Origin of the sequence: Kitasatospora sp. NPDC088134, assembly GCF_044741705.1 — a bacterium.
Lineage (GTDB): Bacteria > Actinomycetota > Actinomycetes > Streptomycetales > Streptomycetaceae > Kitasatospora.
Genome location: NZ_JBIUTD010000007.1, coordinates 149,146 through 165,194 on the forward strand (window position 1 = coordinate 149,146; position 16,049 = coordinate 165,194).

Here is a 16,049-nt window from a genome sequence, read left to right on the forward strand (position 1 = left end):
GTCCGTCCTCCGATCCGGGAACAGGTGATCCGGTGTCCCTCGCCCTTCCGACCCGGCGGTCCGCCGCCGCCCGGTCCCTGGTGCCGCCGCCGTGGGCGGTGCTGGCGGCCGGCGCGGTGCTGGCGCTGATCGTGCTGGCCGCGGCCGCGCCCGGCCTGTTCGCGGCCGCGCCGCCGACCGCCACCGACCCGGTGCACGCCCTCCAGGGCCCGGGCTCCGCCCACCTGCTGGGCACCGACCAGTTGGGCCGCGACCTGTGGTCGCGGCTGGTGCACGGCGCGGGCCCGGCGTTGGCCATCGGCTTCGGCTCGACCGTGCTGGCGGTGGCCGGCGGCGCCGTCCTCGGCCTGGCCGCGGCGCTCGGCGGCCGGTTCGCCGACCAGGTGCTGATGCGCGCCGCCGACGTGCTGCTGGCGCTGCCCGCGACGCTGCTGGCGCTGCTGGTGATCACCGTGCTGGGCACCGGCACCGGCAACCTGATGCTCGCCATCGGCTTCGCCCTGGTGCCCGGCTACGGGCGGATGGTGCGGGCCGAGGCGCTGCTGGTGCGCCGCTCCGGCTACGTGGAGGCGGCGGTCGCGCTGGGCGTCCCCCGGTGGCGGCTGGTGCTGCGGCACGTGCTGCCGAACTCGCTGGCCCCGCTGCTGACGCTGGCCACCGTCGGTTTCGGCACCGCGCTGATCGCCGCGTCCGCGCTGAGCTTCCTCGGCCTCGGGCCGCGCCCGCCGTCCCCCGAGTGGGGGGCGATGCTGGCCGAGGGCCGGGGCTTCCTGGAGACCGCCTGGTGGCTCGGGGTGTTCCCGGGCGCGGCGGTCACCGTCACCGTGGTCGCCGTCACCGTGGTCGGCCGCCACCTGCAGCAGCGCTTCACCCGGAGGTCCGCATGAACACCCCTGCGCCCCTGCTCGCCGTCGACGGCCTGCGGGTCTCCTTCGGCGGTGCGCCCGTGGTGCGCGACGTCGGGTTCCGGCTGGAGCGCGGCGAGTGCCTGGCGCTGGTCGGCGAGTCCGGCTCCGGCAAGAGCGTCACCGCCCGCACCCTGGTCGGCCTGACCGGGCGCGGTGCCGAAGTCGCCGCCGAGCGGCTGGAGTTCGACGGCACCGACCTGCGCGACCCGGGCGAGCGGGCCTGGCGGCGGCTGCGCGGGCGCCGGATCGGCCTGGTGCTGCAGGACGCCCTGGTCTCGCTCGACCCGCTGCGCACCGTCGGCGCGGAGATCGGCGAGGTGCTGGACCTGCACCGGCCCGGGCCGCGCCCGCAGACCCGCAAGCGGATCCTCGACCTGCTGGCCGCCGTCGGCGTGCCCGAGCCCGAGCACCGGGCCGGCCAGTACCCGCACCAGCTCTCCGGCGGCCTGCGCCAGCGCGCCCTGATCGCCTCCGCGCTGGCCGGCGGCCCCGACCTGCTGATCGCGGACGAGCCGACCACCGCGCTCGACGCCACCGTGCAGGCCCAGGTCCTGGACCTGCTGGGCGAGTTGGTGGACGACGGCACCTCGCTGCTGCTGATCAGCCACGACCTGGCGGTGGTCGGCCGGCTCGCCCACCGGGTCGCGGTGATGTACGCGGGCGACGTGGTCGAGCACGGCCCGGTCGAGCAGGTGCTCGGCGACCCGCGGCACCCGTACACCCGGGCGCTGCTGGCCGCCGTCCCGCGCCGCGACCGCAAGGGCGGGCGGCTGTCCGTCCGCCCCGCCCCGGCCGACCTCCCCGCGCCCAGCCCCGGGGGCTGCGCCTACGCGCCGCGCTGCGCGCTCGCCGAGGAGCGCTGCCTGACCTCGCTGCCGCCCGCCGCCGCGCCGGAGGGCCGCGGGGCGCGCTGCTGGCGCCCGGGCGAGGAGCTGCCGCCGGCCGTCGAACTCCCGCGCGCCGAACCGGCGTTGCGGGCGACGGCCGCGGCCCTTCCGCTCGCCGACCGGCCGGTGCTGCTGGCCGCCGAGGGCCTGTCCAAGGCGTACCGGGGCCGGCCGGTGGTGCGCGACGTGTCCTTCCGGGTGGCGGCGGGCGAGACCCTGGGCCTGGTCGGCGAGTCCGGCTCCGGCAAGACCACGGTGGCCCGGATCGCGCTCGGCCTGCTGGAGCCGGACGCGGGCACCGTGCGCTTCGCCGACCGGCCCTGGTCCGGCCTGCCGGAGCGTCGGCGGCGCCCGCACCGCCGCCTGCTCCAGGTGGTGCAGCAGGACCCGCTGAGCTCCTTCGACCCGCGCCACGACGTGCGCCGCGTGCTCGGCGACGCGCTCGCCGCCACCGGCCTGCCCCGGCGCGCCCGGGACGCCCGCGCCCGCGAACTCCTCGACCGGGTCGGCCTGCCCGGCACCGTGCTGCACGCCCGCCCGGCCCGGCTCTCCGGCGGCCAGCGCCAGCGCGTCGCGATCGCCCGGGCGCTGGCCGCCGAACCGCGCCTGCTGGTCTGCGACGAACCGGTGTCCGCGCTGGACGTCTCCGTGCAGGCCCAGGTCCTCGACCTGCTCACCGAGCTGCAGCGGGAACTCGGCCTGGCCATGCTGTTCATCTCGCACGACCTCGGCGTGGTGCACCACCTGAGCGACCGGCTGATCGTGCTGAAGGACGGCGAGGCCGTCGAGACCGGCGACGTCCACGAGGTCTTCGACCGCCCCCGCCACCCCTACACCGCGAGCCTGCTGGCCGCCGTCGACGCCGGGAGCCGGGTCGGATGAGGCACCTCCGCGACCGGCGACCCGCGTACGATCCGGATCATCAGCGCGGCCGGTGGCGTCCGACCGCCGCTACCGAGGGGAGCCCGACCGTATGAACTCCGACCTGTGGCTGCGCCGCTACCACTCCGCGCCCCCGGCGGCGCCGCAGTTGCTCTGCCTCCCGCACGCGGGCGGGTCGGCGAGCTTCTGGCACCCGCTGTCGGCCGCGCTGGAGGGCCGGGTCGCGGTGACGGCCGTACAGTACCCGGGGCGCCAGGACCGGTACGCCGAGCCGCCGGTGGACGACCTGCACCGGCTCGCCGACCTGCTCGCCGAGGTGCTGCTGCCCGAGTGGACGTCCGGCGCGCCGACCGCGCTGCTCGGCCACTCGATGGGCGCGCTGCTCGCCTACGAGACCGCCCGCCGGCTGGTCGCCGCGACCGGGCGCGGCCCCCGGCTGCTGGTGGTCTCGGGGCGGCGCGCCCCGTCGACCGTCCGGGCCGTCCGCGAGCTGCACGACGCGCCCGACGACCTGCTGCTGGCCGAACTCGCCGAGCTGGGCGGGACGATGCCGACCGTGCTCGCCGACCCGGAGCTGCGCGAGCTGTTCCTGCCGCCGCTGCGCGCCGACTACCGGGCGGTGGAGACCTACGCGCACCGGCCCGGACCGCTGCTGGAGTGCCCGGTGACGGTGCTGACCGGCGACCGCGACGACAAGGTGACCCCGGCCGAGGCGGCGGCCTGGTCCGCGCACACGAGCGGCCCGACCGAGGTCCGCAGCTACCCGGGCGGGCACTTCTTCCTGACGGACCACCAGCAGGCGCTGGCCGACCTGCTGGCGGGCCTGCTGGCCGCCGACCCGGCGGGCCGCCCGGCCTGACCCGCGGGCCGGTTCCGGGCCGGTTCCGGGTGGTACAGCCCGATCCGGGCCGGTTCCGGGTGGTACGGCCCGACCCGGGGTCGTCCGGCCCGGACCGGTCCCGACCCCTCCGGCCGGACAGCGCCGTCCGACGGACACGCGACACCCAGCGACAGCACCGGGGCGGGCGCCGGCGGCCGCCCCGGTCCGACCCACCGGGAGCAGATGTGGTCCCCGTCGAACGACACGGCCAACTCGACCGATTCACCCGCCTGTTGGACGCCTGCACCGAGGGTGTCGGGGGCGTGCTCGCCGTCACCGGCCCGGCCGCCTGCGGGAAGACCGAGCTGCTGCGCGCGCTGACCGGGCACGCCGCCCGGCGCGGCGCGGTGGTGCTGTCCGCCACCGGGCGCTGCTCGGAGCGGTCGGTGCGCTTCGGGGTGCTCCAGCAGCTGCTGGGCCGGCCCGGGCTGCCCGCCGGGGTGCGGGCCGCCGCGACGGCGCTGCTGGCAGCGCCGGAGCCGACCGAGTCCTGCCCCGCCGACCCGCTGGCCGCGGGCCGGGTGCCGTCCCGGGTACACCAGGAGCTGTGGGCGCTACTCGCCGACTGGTCGGCCCGGGTGCCGCTGGTGCTGGCCGTGGACGACCTGCGGCACGCCGACCCGGCGTCCCAGCAGGCCCTGGTGCAGCTCGCCGCCCGGGCCCCCGAGGCCCGGGTACTGCTGCTGGTCACCGAGCCGGACCCGCCGGGCGACCCGGGCGCGGACCGCGACTGGTGGACGGCGCTGCTGCGGCTGCCGGAGCTGGCCCGGCTCCGGGTCGACCGGCTCTCCCCCGCCGGCACCGCCGCCCTGCTGGAGCGGCTGCTGCCGGGCCGCCGCACCGACGCCGCGGCCTGGTACCGGACCACCGGCGGCAACCCGCTGCTGCTGCGCGCCCTCGCCGAGGACAGCGCCTCCGCGCCTTTGGCGGGCAGCGCCTCCGCCGCTCCGGCGGAAGGACCTGCGACCGGCCCCGTCGTGGCGCCCTCCCCCGGGCCGGCGTTCGCGCTCGCGGTGCGGGCCTGCCTGCACCGGGTCGGCCCGGCCGCCGCCGAACCGGCCCGGGCGCTGGCCGTGCTGACCTGCTCCGGTTCGACGGCGCTGCTGCCCCGGCTGCTGGGCCGCCCCGCGCCGGGTGCGCTGGCGGCGCTGACCGCCGCCGGGCTGGTCGAGGAAGGCCGGCTGCGCGACCCGGCGGTGGCCCGGGCCGTGCTGGACGGCCTCGGCGACGCCGAGCTGACGGCCCGTGAGCTGCGCGCGGCCCGGCTGGTGTACGAGTCGGGGGCGGACCCGGAGGCCGTCGCCGGGCACCTGCTGGCGGCCCGGGACGGCTCGGCCGGCTGGGCGGGGCAGGTGCTGCGGGAGGCCGCGGCGGCGGCGCTGCGCCGCGACGACCCGGCGTTCGCCGAGTCCTGCCTGGTGCTGGCGGCCGCGGCGGACCCGGCGGACCCGGAGCTGCTGCTGGCCCGGGCCACCGTCCGCTTCCGCGCCGACCCGCGCTCCGCGTACCGGCACGTGCGGGTGCTCGCCGAGCGGCCGCAGGAGCTGACGGACCGTCAGCGCACCGGCGTGCTGCGGATGCTGGCCTGGCACGGCACCGAGGGCGAGCTGTCCCGGCTGGCGGCCTGGCCGGAGCCCGCGGCCGCCGCGGACCGGGCCGACCGGACCCGCGCGCTCGAACAGCTGCGGGCGCTGTCCCCGCACCTGGTGCCGGCCGACCGACCCTCCCCGCCGCCCGGCCTGCCGCTCGGCGAGCCGCAGCAGCGCTCGGCGCTCGCGCTGCCCCGGGTGCTCCGCGAGGGCGCCGCCGAGGAGGACCTGCGGACCGCCGAACTGGTGCTGCGCACGACGCCGTTGGAGGACGGCACGTTCGGCGCGCTGATGTCCGCGCTGTACGTGCTGCTGTACGCGGACCGGGCGGCCGACGCCGAACCGTGGTGCGCCGGGCTGCTGCGCGAGGCCGGGGCGCGCCGGATACCGGTCTGGCAGGCCCTGTTGACCGCGACGCTGGCCGAGATCGCGGTGCGCACCGGGGAGTTGCGGACCGCCGAGCGGCACGCGGCCCGGGCGCTGGAGCTGCTGCCCCCGGACGGCTGGGGGGTGTGGGTGGGCGCGCCGCTGTCCGCGCTGCTGCTGTCCGCCGCCGGGCTGGGCCCGCGCCCGGACGCGGAGCGCCGGCTCCCGGCGCTCCCGGAGCGGCTGGAGCGCTCCCGCTACGGCGCGCAGTTCCTGCACGCGCGGGGGCGGCACCGGCTGGCGGCGGGCGCGCCGGACGCGGCGCTGGAGGACTTCGCCCGGTGCGGGCGGCTGCTCCAGGAGTGGGGTTTCGACGTGCCGTCCTTCCTGCCCTGGCGGGGCGACGCGGCCCGGGCCCTGCTGGCGCTCGACCGCCCGGCCCGGGCCCGGGAGCTGGCCCGGGAGCAGCTCGCGCACCCGGCGGCGGGCGCGCCGCGCACGGCGGGCCTGTCGCTGCGGGCGCTGGCGGCCTGCGAGCCGGCCGACCGGGTCGAGCTGCTGACCGCCGCCGCGGACCGGCTGGAGGGCGTGGATGTGGCCGAACTGGCCTGGACGCTGGCCGAGTTGGGCGAGGCGCAGCTGGCCGGGGGCCGGGAGCGGCCGGGCCGGGAGGCGCTGCGCCGGGCCCGGGAGCTGGCGGAGGCGGCCGGGCTGCGGCCGCTGCTGGAGCGGCTGCGGGCGTCCGCCGACGGGGACGAGTGGGGGCTGAGCGCCTCGGAGCGGCGGGTCGCCGCGCTGGCCGCGGCCGGGCACTCGAACCGGGAGATCGCCGAGCGGCTGTTCATCACGGTCAGCACGGTCGAGCAGCACCTCACCCACACCTACCGGAAGCTGCGCGTCAAGGGCCGTTCGGAGCTGGGTCGTTCGGCGGCGGTCCGTTCGGAGCTGGGCCGCCCGGCGGCGGCCTGCTCCGAGTCGGCCCGCTCCGAGTCGCCCCGGGCTCCGGGCGGGGCGGGCGGTCAGGGGGCGCCGAGACCGAGCCGTTCGCGCAGGGTCTCCTCGGCGTAGGCGGTGCGGTGGACGCCGCGGCGCTGGAGTTCGGGGGCGAGGCCGGTGGCCAGCGCGGGCAGGTCGTGGGCGGTGGTGGCGGGGCGCAGCCGGTAGCCGGTGAGCCCGGCGGCCTGCCAGTCCTGGAGCAGATCGGCGAGTTCGGCGGGGGTCCCGGCGAAGACCAGGGCGTCGGAGGCGTGCTCCTCGCCGAGGGTCTCGTCGAGGCGGGCGCGCCGGTCGGCGGCGGCGCCGGGCTTCTCGTCGAGGTGGACGAGCAGGTCGGCGAAGACGTGCACGGTGCGGTCGGCCCGTCCGGCGGCGTCCTGTTCGGCGCGGATCACCCGGACGGCGTTGCGGACGTCCTCGACGCTGTGCGGGGTGACCGCGACCACGTCGGCGGCGCGGGCGCCGTAGCGCCACGGGACGCGGATGTGGGCGAGGGTGAAGACCACGGGGTGCCCCTGCGGGGGGCGGGGTGCGGTGGACGGCGACGGGTCGGGGCTCCACTCGCCCGGGGCGTCGGGGCCGGTGGCGAACCGGCCGGGGGCGAGTGCGGCCAGCGCCGCCTCGTCCTCGGTGCCGTCCCACAGGGCGCGCAGCACGGCGACGAGTTCGGCGGCGCGGTCGAAGCTGCGGCCGAGCTGCTCCTGCACCTCGGGCAGGAACAGCGTCTCCAGCGGGATCGGCCGGGCCGGGCTGAGCTGGGTGCGGACGCCGGCCCGGCCGCCGCTGAGGTGGTCCAGGGTGGATATCGCCTTGGCGAGCGGTGCGGGCCGGGCGGTGTTGAGGACGGCGGTGGGGACGATGCCGAGGTGCCGGGTGCGGGCGGCGAGCGCCCCCGCCAGGGTGAGCGCGTCGAGGCGGCGCAGGGTGTGGCCGAGGCGGCGGTCCAGGTCCTCGGCCGGGCCGGGGAGCCGGGACAGCGGGTCCTCGACGGTGACGAAGTCCAGCAGCGCGGCCTCCGCGAGGGCGGCCTGCCCGGCCCAGTGGTCGAGGTCGAACTGCGGTGCGCCGTCGGCCTGGTGGCGGGCGGCCGGGTGCCAGCCCGCTCCGTCGAGGGCGGCGGACAGGTGCAGCTGCTGCGGTGTGCTCACGTGCGGTGCCTTTCGGGCGGACGGCTTCTTCGGGACGGGAGGGGGTGGCGCGCCCGTCGTCGGGGGCGGGCGCGCCGGCCGGTCTGCGCTGCCTGACGTGGCGTCAGTTCTTCTTCTGCGCGCGGGTGATGACGAACAGGGCGATCAGGACGGCGAGTCCGCTGAACGCGGCGGCGGCGGTGACGGCGGTGGCCAGGCCGTGCGCGAGTTCGGGGCGGCCGGGGTGGGCAGCGCCGTGCAGGGCGCGGCCGTAGACGGTGACCAGGACGGCGACGCCGAGTGAGAGGCCGATCTGCTGGACGGCCTGGAGCAGGCCGGAGGCCGCGCCGGTCTCCTTCGGGGCGAGGCCGGAGAGGATGGTCATGTTGAGCGGGACGAAGCCCAGGCCGAGGCCCGCGCCGAGCAGCACCAGCGGCCCGAACAGGCCGTCCCAGTAGCCGCTTTCGGGCCCGGTGGCGGCCAGCCACAGGCTGTCGGCGAGCAGCAGGGCGGCGCCGGTGACGATCAGCGCCTTCGCGCCGAACCGGGGGATCAGCTTCGCGGCGTTGCGGGCGGCGGCGAACTGGGCGAGCGCCAGCGGCAGGAACGCCAGTCCGGCGGTCAGCGGGTGCAGGCCCAGGCCGTCCTGGACGTACAGCGAGAGCAGGAAGTAGGTGCCGCCCATCGCCGCGAACAGCAGCAGGAACACCGCGTAGGCGGCGGAGCGGTTGCGGACGGCGAACAGCGACAGCGGGATCAGCGGCCGGGCCACCTTCGCCTGGCTCAGCACGAACGCGACCAGCAGCAGCGCGCCGCCGACCAGCGCGGTCACCGTCGCGGCCGAGCCCCAGCCCGCCGAGGAGGCGTGGATCAGGCCGTACACGACGGCCGTGGACCCGGCGGTGGAGGTGAGCGCGCCGAGCACGTCCGGGCGGCCCGGGTGCTTGGCGGTCTCCGGCAGCTGACGGTACGCCAGCAGGACGGCGGCCAGGCCGATCGGCACGTTGACGAAGAACACCAGCCGCCAGGACAGCGTGGTCAGCAGGCCGCCGAGGATCAGGCCGAGCGTGATGCCGAGGCCCGCGACGGTGGAGAACACGCCGAGCGCCCGGTTGCGTTCGGGGCCCTCGGCGAAGGTCACGGCGATCAGCGAGAGCGCGGCGGGCGCGGCGAACGCGAAGCCGATGCCTTGCAGGGCGCGGGCCGCGATCAGCACGCCCGCGTTCGGGGCCAGCCCGCCGAGCAGCGAGGCCGCCACCACGGTGAGCAGCCCCCAGACGAACATCCGGCGGCGGCCGAGCACGTCGCTGGTCCGGCCGCCGAGCAGCAGCAGGCCGCCGAAGGCCAGCGAGTAGGCGCTGAACACCCAGGCCAGGCCGCCCGGCGAGAAGCCCAGGCCGGACTGGATGCGGGGCAGCGCGATGTTCACGATGTTGCCGTCCACCGCCACCATCAACTGGCAGGTGACGATGACCGCGAGGGCGAGCGCGCCGGCCTTCGCGGCGGGCGGCGGTGTGGCCGGGGACGACGCCGACGGGAACTGCTGTGCCGGGGGGTCGAGCGGGGGGCCGGCGACGGGGGGTGACTGGTCATGAGTCGTCATGACGGGCTCCTGGAGCGCAGGGCGGAGGAAGCGTCGAGGGTTCGACCGCGGTCGACGCTTGTAGACTGCTTCATGGTAGGGACGACCCGATCAATGGTCAACGAGCGTTGAACTTCCGGCCCCGAGGAGGCGGCATGACGGCACCCGAGCAGGACGGCCCCGGCGCCCGGCGGACCCGCAGCCGGCAGGCGATCCTGGCGGCCGCCCGCGAGCTGTTCTCCGCGCACGGCTACGAGCAGACCACCGTCCGGGCGGTGGCCCACCGCGCCGGGGTCGACCCCGCGCTGGTGATGAAGTACTTCGGCTCCAAGGAGGGCCTGTTCGACGCGGTCTCGGAGATCGCCCTCTCCTTCGGCGGCGCGCTCTCCGGCCCGCCCGAACAGCTCGGCGAACGCCTGCTGGCGCACGTCCTCGCCGACATCGACGGCCGGCCCGACCGCAGCATGCCCGTCCTGCGCTCGATGCTGACGCACCCCCAGGCCGCCGAGGCGGTCCGCTGCGCGGTCGCCGACCCCGGCAACAGCCCGGTCGCCGACGCCCTCACCGGCGAGGACGTCGAACTGCGCGCCACCCTGGTCGGCACCGTGCTGCTCGGCCTGCTGGTCTCCCGCTACCTGCTGCGCGTCCCCGAGATCGAGGACGCCCCTGCCGAACGCCTGACCGCCCTGCTCGCCCCCTGCCTGCGCCCCCTGCTCGCCGCCGAGACCGCGCCCGGCCCGCTGGCCGCCCTCGCCGCCGCCGAGACCGAGCGCCGCACCGCCGCCGCCCGGGTCGACCGCCTGGCCCGCGAAGCCCTCGCCGCCGGCGCCTCGTACGCCGAGGTCGGCCAGCTGCTCGGCATCACCCGCCAGGCCGCCCGCAAGCGCTGGCCTCGCCCCGAAACCACCCTTGCGACAACCCAGGTTGTCATCCACTCCTGACCTCCTTCCCGACAACCCAGGTTGTCATCGACTCGCTGCACTCCGACGCCGGGTCCCCCGCGCAGCGGCTCCACCGAAGGTGGCGGCAGCTGAAGCCCAGGGGGCGGCTGCCGCGCAGCGGCGTGCTGTCGCACCCGCCGGGCAGCCCCGCGCAGCGGCCCCGCCGGGGGCGGCCGCTGCTCCGGCCCCGCCGGGCTCCACGGCGGAGCCCGTCCCGCTGCGCGGCTGCTGCGCCCGTGGCTTCAACAGCCCCGCGCAGCGGCGATCCCCCGCCGGAGTCCGTCCGGATCGAAGCCCCGTCCCGCTGCGGCCCGGGGCTTCCACTCCTGCTTCCGCCCGCCGGCCCCACCGGAGGCGGGTGTTGTTCCGGCCGGGTCGAGGCTCCGCGCTGCAGCGGTTCCCCGCCGGAGTCCGCTGCGGTCCCGCCGGCGGAGGCGGTCAGGTGCCGACGAGGGCGCGGAGCCCGTCCCACTGCACGGCTGCTGCGCCCGTGGCTTCAACAGCCCCGTCCACCTGTCGGCCCCGCGCAGCGGCGATCCCCCGCCGGAGACGGGTGTTGTCCCGACCGGGCCGGAGTTCCGCGCGGCGGCGGTTCCCCGCCGGGGTCCGCTGCGGTCCCGCCGGCGGGGGCGGTCAGGTGCCGACGAGGGCGCGGAGCCCGTCCCGCTGCGCGGCTGCTGCGCCCGTGGCTTCAACAGCCCCGTCCACCTGTCGGCCCCGCGCGGCGGCGGTTCCCCGCCGGGGTCCGCTGCGGTCCCGCCGGCGGGGCGGTCAGGCGCCGGCGAGGGCTTCGACGACCGGGGCGAAGGCTTCCTGGTGGATGTCCATCACGGTGAAGTAGGAGAAGCCGAAGGTGTCGCGGAGTTCCTTCACCTGGTCGGTGATCTGCTGGACGCTGCCGATCAGGAGGAGCGGGGTCTGTTCCAGTTCCTGGTGGGGGACGGGGAGTTGGGTGGCGGCGACGTGGCGGATCGCGGCTTCCCGGTCGTCGGTGACGATGACGGCCTGGAGCAGCAGGTTCTTCTCGACCTTGGCGGCCCGGTCCCCCACCACCCGGTCGAAGTAGGCGACGCGTTCGGCGAGTTCGGTGCGCGGGATGAGGCGCAGGCCGCCGAACGCGGTGGGGTCGTAGCGCATGCCGATGAAGCCGGCGATGTCGCCGTGCTGGGCGGCGAGCCGCAGCACGCGGTTGCCGTTGCCCGCGATCAGCAGCGGCACGGGGTCCTGGGCGGCGGCGGGGACGTGCTCGGGGTCGCCGAGCAGGCGGCGCAGCTCGTGGACGGTGCGTTCCAGGGTGTCGACCCGGTCCTTGGGGGTGCCGGGGTCGAGGCCGAGGGCCTGGAACTCGGCGTGCACGTAGCCCGTTCCGAGGCCGACCTCCAGGCGGCCGCCGGTGAGGCGGTCGACGGTGGCGATGTCGCGGGCGAGCAGCGGCGGGTGGTAGAAGCCGGTGTTCAGGACGAGGGTGCCGACCCGCAGGCGGGTCGCGGCGGCGGTGGCGACCAGCGGCGGGAAGGGCGCGGTGCGGCCGAGGTGGTCGGGGACCAGCAGGACGTCGTAGCCCTGGGACTCGACGTCCTTGGAGAGCTTCTGCCACTGCTCGGCGTCGTCGGGAACGGCCAGCTTGCCGAGGCCGAAGCGGAAGGGTCGGGTCATCGGGTCTCTCCTAGCGGGGCGGGTGCGGCGGTGGTGGTCAGGGCCGTGAGCCAGTCGTGGACGGCGTCGGCGGTGGTGGCGGAGTGCTCCTCCAGGACCGTGAAGTGGTCGCCGGGGATGTCCCGCACCTGGTGCGGCGGGCGCCAGAACGCCCGCCAGTCGGGGGTGCGCGGGGGTGTGCCCGGGAGCGGGGACCCGGCGCGCAGCAGCAGGGTGGGGGTGCGGATCGGGGTGGGCTGCCAGGGGCCGAAGGTGCGCAGGTAGGCGCCCATCGCGGTGAGGCCGGTGTCGGTGAAGGTGAGGTCCTGCTCACCGATCCGGTCGAGCATGCCGTTGACCATGGCGGGCATCCACCACTCCAGGCCGGGCAGGGTCGCGGTGTCCATCGGGAAGCTGTCGACCAGCGCGAGCCCGAGCGGCCGGGCGCCGCGCCGTTCCAGTTCGGCGGTGACGGCGTGCGCCACGCACCCGCCGAGCGAGCGGCCGAGGACAGCGAACGGCCGGTCCCCGTAGAGCTGTTGGACGGCGTCGGCCTGCAGGGCGACGAAGGCCTCGGCGCTGTCGGGCAGGGCGCTGTCGGGGCGGTAGCCGGGGGCGGGGACGGCGTGCGCGGTGCGCCGGCCGTCGAGGGCGCGGCCGAACCGGGCGTACTCGTGCGGGCCGGAGAGCGCGGTCAGGGCGGGGAAGCAGACCAGGGCGGGGCCGGGTCCGGCGGCGAGCGCGACCGGCGGGACGGCGTGCCCGGTGCGCTCGCCGGTGCCGAAGCCGGTGCGCACCTCGGACGCGGCCAGCAGGACCTGGGTGGCGGCGGGGATGCGGCCGGCCCGGCAGAGCCGCAGGTAGACCTCGGCCAGCGGTTCGGCGGCGGCCGGGCCGGCACCCCGGTGGTCGGCCAGCTCGCGGTGCAGGTGCTCGGCGAGGGCGGCGGTGTCGGGGTGGTGGATGGTCAGCGCGCCGGACAGCCGCAGGCCGGTGGCGGCGGAGAGCCGTTCGGCGAGTTCGGTGGCGGTGAGCGAGTCGAAGCCGAGTTCCACGAACGGGGCGTCGGCGGGCAGCCCGGCCGGGTCGGGGTGGCCGAGCACGGCGGCGGCCTCGGCCGTCACCAGGTCGTGCAGGGCGTCCAGCCGTTCCCGTCCCGTCAGCCCGTCCAGCCGTCCGGTGACGACTGCGGGGGCGGGTGCGGCGGCGGGTTCCACTGCCCGGGCGGCGGCGGGTGCGGGGGCGGGTCCGGCGTCCAGCCAGTAGCGGCGGCGGTCGAAGGGGTAGCCGGGGAGGGCGGTCCGCCGGGTGGGCGGGCCGCCGAGCGGGGCGGTCCAGTCGACGGGGGCGCCGGCGGCGTGCAGGCGGCCGACGGCGTCGAGCAGGGTGTCCGGTTCGGGGCGGCCGCGGCGCAGCGCGGTGGCGAGGACGGCGGGGCGGCGGCGGGCCCGGTCGGGGTCCTCGTCGGCGAGGGCGTCCTTGGCGAGGGCGGTGAGGATGCCGTCGGGGCCGAGTTCGAGGAAGCGGGTGGCGCCCTCGGCGCGCAGGGCGCGGACGGCGTCCAGGAAGCGGACGGGGCGGCGGGCGTGCGCGGCCCAGTACTCGGGGTCGGCGAGTTCGGCGGGGGTGGCGGGGCGGCCGGTCAGGTCGGAGACCACCGTGACGGTCGGCTCGTGCGGGGTCAGTCCCTTGACGGTGGTGCGGAGTTCGTCGAGGACGGGCTCCATCAGGTGCGAGTGGAAGGCGTGGCTGACCCGGAGCCGGGTGGCCCGGCGGCCGCGGGCGCGGAACGCCTCGGCGACCTGTTCGACGGCGTCCGCGCGGCCGGAGACCACCACGGCGCGCGGGCCGTTGACGGCGGCCAGGTCCACCGCGCCCGCGTGGTGGGCGAGTTCGGCCAGTGCCTCGGTCTCGTCGGCCTCCAGCGCGGCCATCGCGCCGCCCGCGGGCAGCTCCTGCATCAGGGTGGCGCGGGTGGCCACCAGGGCCGCGGCGTCGGCGAGTTCGAGGACCCCGGCGGCGTGCGCGGCGGCCAGCGCGCCGATCGAGTGCCCGGCGACCAGGTCGGGGCGGACGCCCCAGGACTCCAGCAGCCGCAGCAGCGCGGTCTGCAGGACGAACAGCGCGGGCTGGGTGTACGCGGTGCGGCCGAGCAGTTCGGCGTCGCCGGTGCGCAGCACCGCCTCCGCGACGGAGTACGGCAGGTGCGGGTCGAAGGCGGCGGCGGCCTGGTCGAAGGCGGCCGCGAAGGCCGGGTACGTCCCGTACAACTCGGCGCCCATGCCGGGGCGCTGGGCGCCCTGGCCGGTGAACAGGAAGGCGGTCCGCCCGCCCGTCCCGGCGGGACGGGCCACCGGCGGGACGGCCCGGGCGAAGGCCGCCAACCGTTCGGCGGCCTGCTCGGGGCGGGCGGCCAGCACGGCGCGCAGCGGGTGGCGGGGCAGCGCGGCGGCGGCCCGGGCCAGTTCGGCGGCGGCGCCGGGGCCGTCCGCGGCGAGCAGGTCGGCGAACTGTCCGGCGCGGGCCCGCAGCGCGCCCACGCTGCGGGCGCTGAGCACCCACGGCAGCGGCGCGTCGGCGGGTTCCGCCTCCGGCGCGGGCGTGTCCTCCGGCGCGGGCGTGTCCTCCGGCTCGGTCCACTGCTCCAGGATCACGTGCGCGTTGGTGCCGCTGACACCGAACGCGGAGACCCCGGCCCGGCGCGGGCGGCCGTTCTCCGGCCAGTCCTGACGCTCTGTCAGCAGGGCGACGCCGCCGCCGTCCCAGGCCACGTGCGGGGTGGGCGCGTCCACGTGCAGGGTGCGCGGCAGCACGCCGTGGCGCAGCGCCTCGACGGTCTTGATCACGCCGGCGACGCCGGCCGCAGCGGCGGTGTGGCCCAGGTTGGACTTCAACGAGCCGAGCAGCAGCGGCCGTTCGGCGCTCCGTCCGGTGCCGTAGACGGCCTGCAGGGCCTGCGCCTCGATCGGGTCGCCGAGGGTGGTGCCGGTGCCGTGGCCCTCGACGGCGTCGACCTCGGACGGGTCGAGTCCGGCGTCGGCGAGCGCCTGCCGGATCACCCGCTGCTGGGCGGGGCCGGACGGGGCGGTCAGGCCGTTGGAGGCGCCGTCCTGGTTGACGGCGCTGCCCCGGACCACGGCGAGCACCCGGTGCCCGTGGCGGCGGGCGTCGGAGAGGCGTTCCAGCACCAGGACGCCCGCGCCCTCGGCCCAGCCGGTGCCGTCGGCGGCGGCCGCGTAGGAGCGGCAGCGGCCGTCCGGGGAGAGGCCGCGCTGCCGGGAGAACTCGACGAAGCCGGTGGGCGAGGACATCACGGTGACGCCGCCGGCCAGGGCGAGGTCGCTCTCCCCCGCGCGCAGGGCGCGGACGGCCAGGTGCAGGGCGACCAGCGAGGAGGAGCAGGCGGTGTCGACGGTGAGGGCGGGGCCGGACAGGCCGAGCAGGTAGGAGATCCGGCCGGAGGCGACGCTGGGGAGGTTGCCAAGGCCGAGGTGTCCCTCCAGTTCGGGGCGGGCCGCGCCGGGGCGGGTGTGGTAGTCCTGCGCGGTGAGGCCGGTGTAGACGGCGGTGCGGCTGCCGCGCAGGCCCTCCGGGTCGAGTCCGGCGTGCTCCAGGGCGTGCCAGGTGGTCTCCAGCAGCAGGCGCTGCTGCGGGTCGGTGGCCAGCGCCTCGCGCGGCGAGAGGCCGAAGAACGCGGCGTCGAACTCGGCGGCGTCGTACCGGAATCCGCCGCGGACGGCGTAGCTGGTGCCGGGGACGGCCGGGTCGGGGTGGTACAGCGCGTCGAGGTCCCAGCCGCGGTCGGTGGGCCAGTCGCCGGTGGCGTCGCGCTCGTCCAGCACCAGCTGCCAGAGCTGTTCGGGCGAGTCGGCGCCGCCGGGGAGGCGGCAGGCGGTGCCGATCACGGCGATCGGCTCGGTGCGGTCGAACTCGGCCTGTTCGAGCTGCTGCTGGGCTTCGCGCAGGTCGGTCAGGGCGCGCCGCAGGTACTGGCGGAGCTTCTCCTCATCGGCCACCGTCGCGGCTCCTTCCGGTGCGGGCGCCGGCGGGGCGGGCGCGGTCGAGTGCGGCGAACAGGTCCTCGTCGTCAGCCAGTTCGAGGTCGAGGTCGGGTTCCCGAAGGGGTTCGGCGCCGGGGCCGAGGCGGGTGGCGAGGGCGGCCAGTCGGGCGGCCAGCTCCCGGCGGTCGGCGTCGGTGCCGGGCAGTGACTGCTCCAACTTCTCCAGCAGGGAGGTCAGTTCGGTGTCCCCGGCCG

Annotated in this window: 8 protein-coding genes and 1 pseudogene; 5 read left to right on the top strand and 4 right to left on the bottom strand. The window is 77.6% G+C overall.

Annotated elements, in window-relative coordinates; translation table 11 throughout:
• Positions 1–32 precede the first annotated feature (32 nt).
• From ACIOHG_RS14145 to ACIOHG_RS14160, 4 genes are all read left to right on the top strand, one after another.
• On the top strand, positions 33–887 hold the full coding sequence (locus tag ACIOHG_RS14145; protein WP_400949572.1) for an ABC transporter permease: 855 nt from the start codon (positions 33–35) through the stop codon (positions 885–887).
• Positions 884–2,677: a dipeptide ABC transporter ATP-binding protein gene (locus ACIOHG_RS14150; protein WP_400949575.1), complete on the top strand. Its 1,794-nt coding sequence runs from the start codon at positions 884–886 to the stop codon at positions 2,675–2,677. Before ACIOHG_RS14145 ends, ACIOHG_RS14150 begins: the two co-directional genes overlap by 4 nt.
• 91 nt (positions 2,678–2,768) lie before the next feature.
• Entirely contained in the window at positions 2,769–3,536 is a 768-nt protein-coding gene (locus ACIOHG_RS14155) for a thioesterase II family protein (RefSeq protein ID WP_400949577.1), read from the top strand.
• Positions 3,537–3,742: 206 nt separating this feature from the next.
• Entirely contained in the window at positions 3,743–6,580 is a 2,838-nt protein-coding gene (locus ACIOHG_RS14160; RefSeq protein WP_400949579.1) for an AAA family ATPase, read from the top strand.
• Here the strand turns inward: ACIOHG_RS14160 and ACIOHG_RS14165 are convergent.
• Positions 6,532–7,656 carry an LLM class flavin-dependent oxidoreductase gene (locus ACIOHG_RS14165; protein ID WP_400949581.1) on the bottom strand — a complete coding sequence of 375 codons (1,125 nt, stop codon included), beginning with the start codon at positions 7,654–7,656 and terminating at the stop codon, positions 6,532–6,534. The two genes, ACIOHG_RS14160 and ACIOHG_RS14165, sit on opposite strands and share 49 nt — an antisense overlap.
• Positions 7,657–7,759: 103 nt before the next feature.
• Positions 7,760–9,238 carry an MFS transporter gene (locus tag ACIOHG_RS14170; protein WP_400949583.1) on the bottom strand — a complete coding sequence of 493 codons (1,479 nt, stop codon included), beginning with the start codon at positions 9,236–9,238 and terminating at the stop codon, positions 7,760–7,762.
• 134 nt (positions 9,239–9,372) lie between these two features.
• Here ACIOHG_RS14170 and ACIOHG_RS14175 point away from each other — a divergent pair, with 134 nt between their 5' ends.
• Positions 9,373–10,158: a TetR family transcriptional regulator gene (locus tag ACIOHG_RS14175; RefSeq protein ID WP_400949585.1), complete on the top strand. Its 786-nt coding sequence runs from the start codon at positions 9,373–9,375 to the stop codon at positions 10,156–10,158.
• 771 nt (positions 10,159–10,929) lie between these two features.
• Here the strand turns inward: ACIOHG_RS14175 and ACIOHG_RS14180 are convergent.
• Positions 10,930–11,814: a TIGR03621 family F420-dependent LLM class oxidoreductase gene (locus tag ACIOHG_RS14180; protein ID WP_400949587.1), complete on the bottom strand. Its 885-nt coding sequence runs from the start codon at positions 11,812–11,814 to the stop codon at positions 10,930–10,932.
• Positions 11,811–15,809: pseudogene (locus tag ACIOHG_RS14185) on the bottom strand (type I polyketide synthase); the annotation flags it as partial. The pseudogene ACIOHG_RS14185 and the gene ACIOHG_RS14180, both read right to left, overlap by 4 nt.
• Positions 15,810–16,049 lie beyond the last annotated feature (240 nt).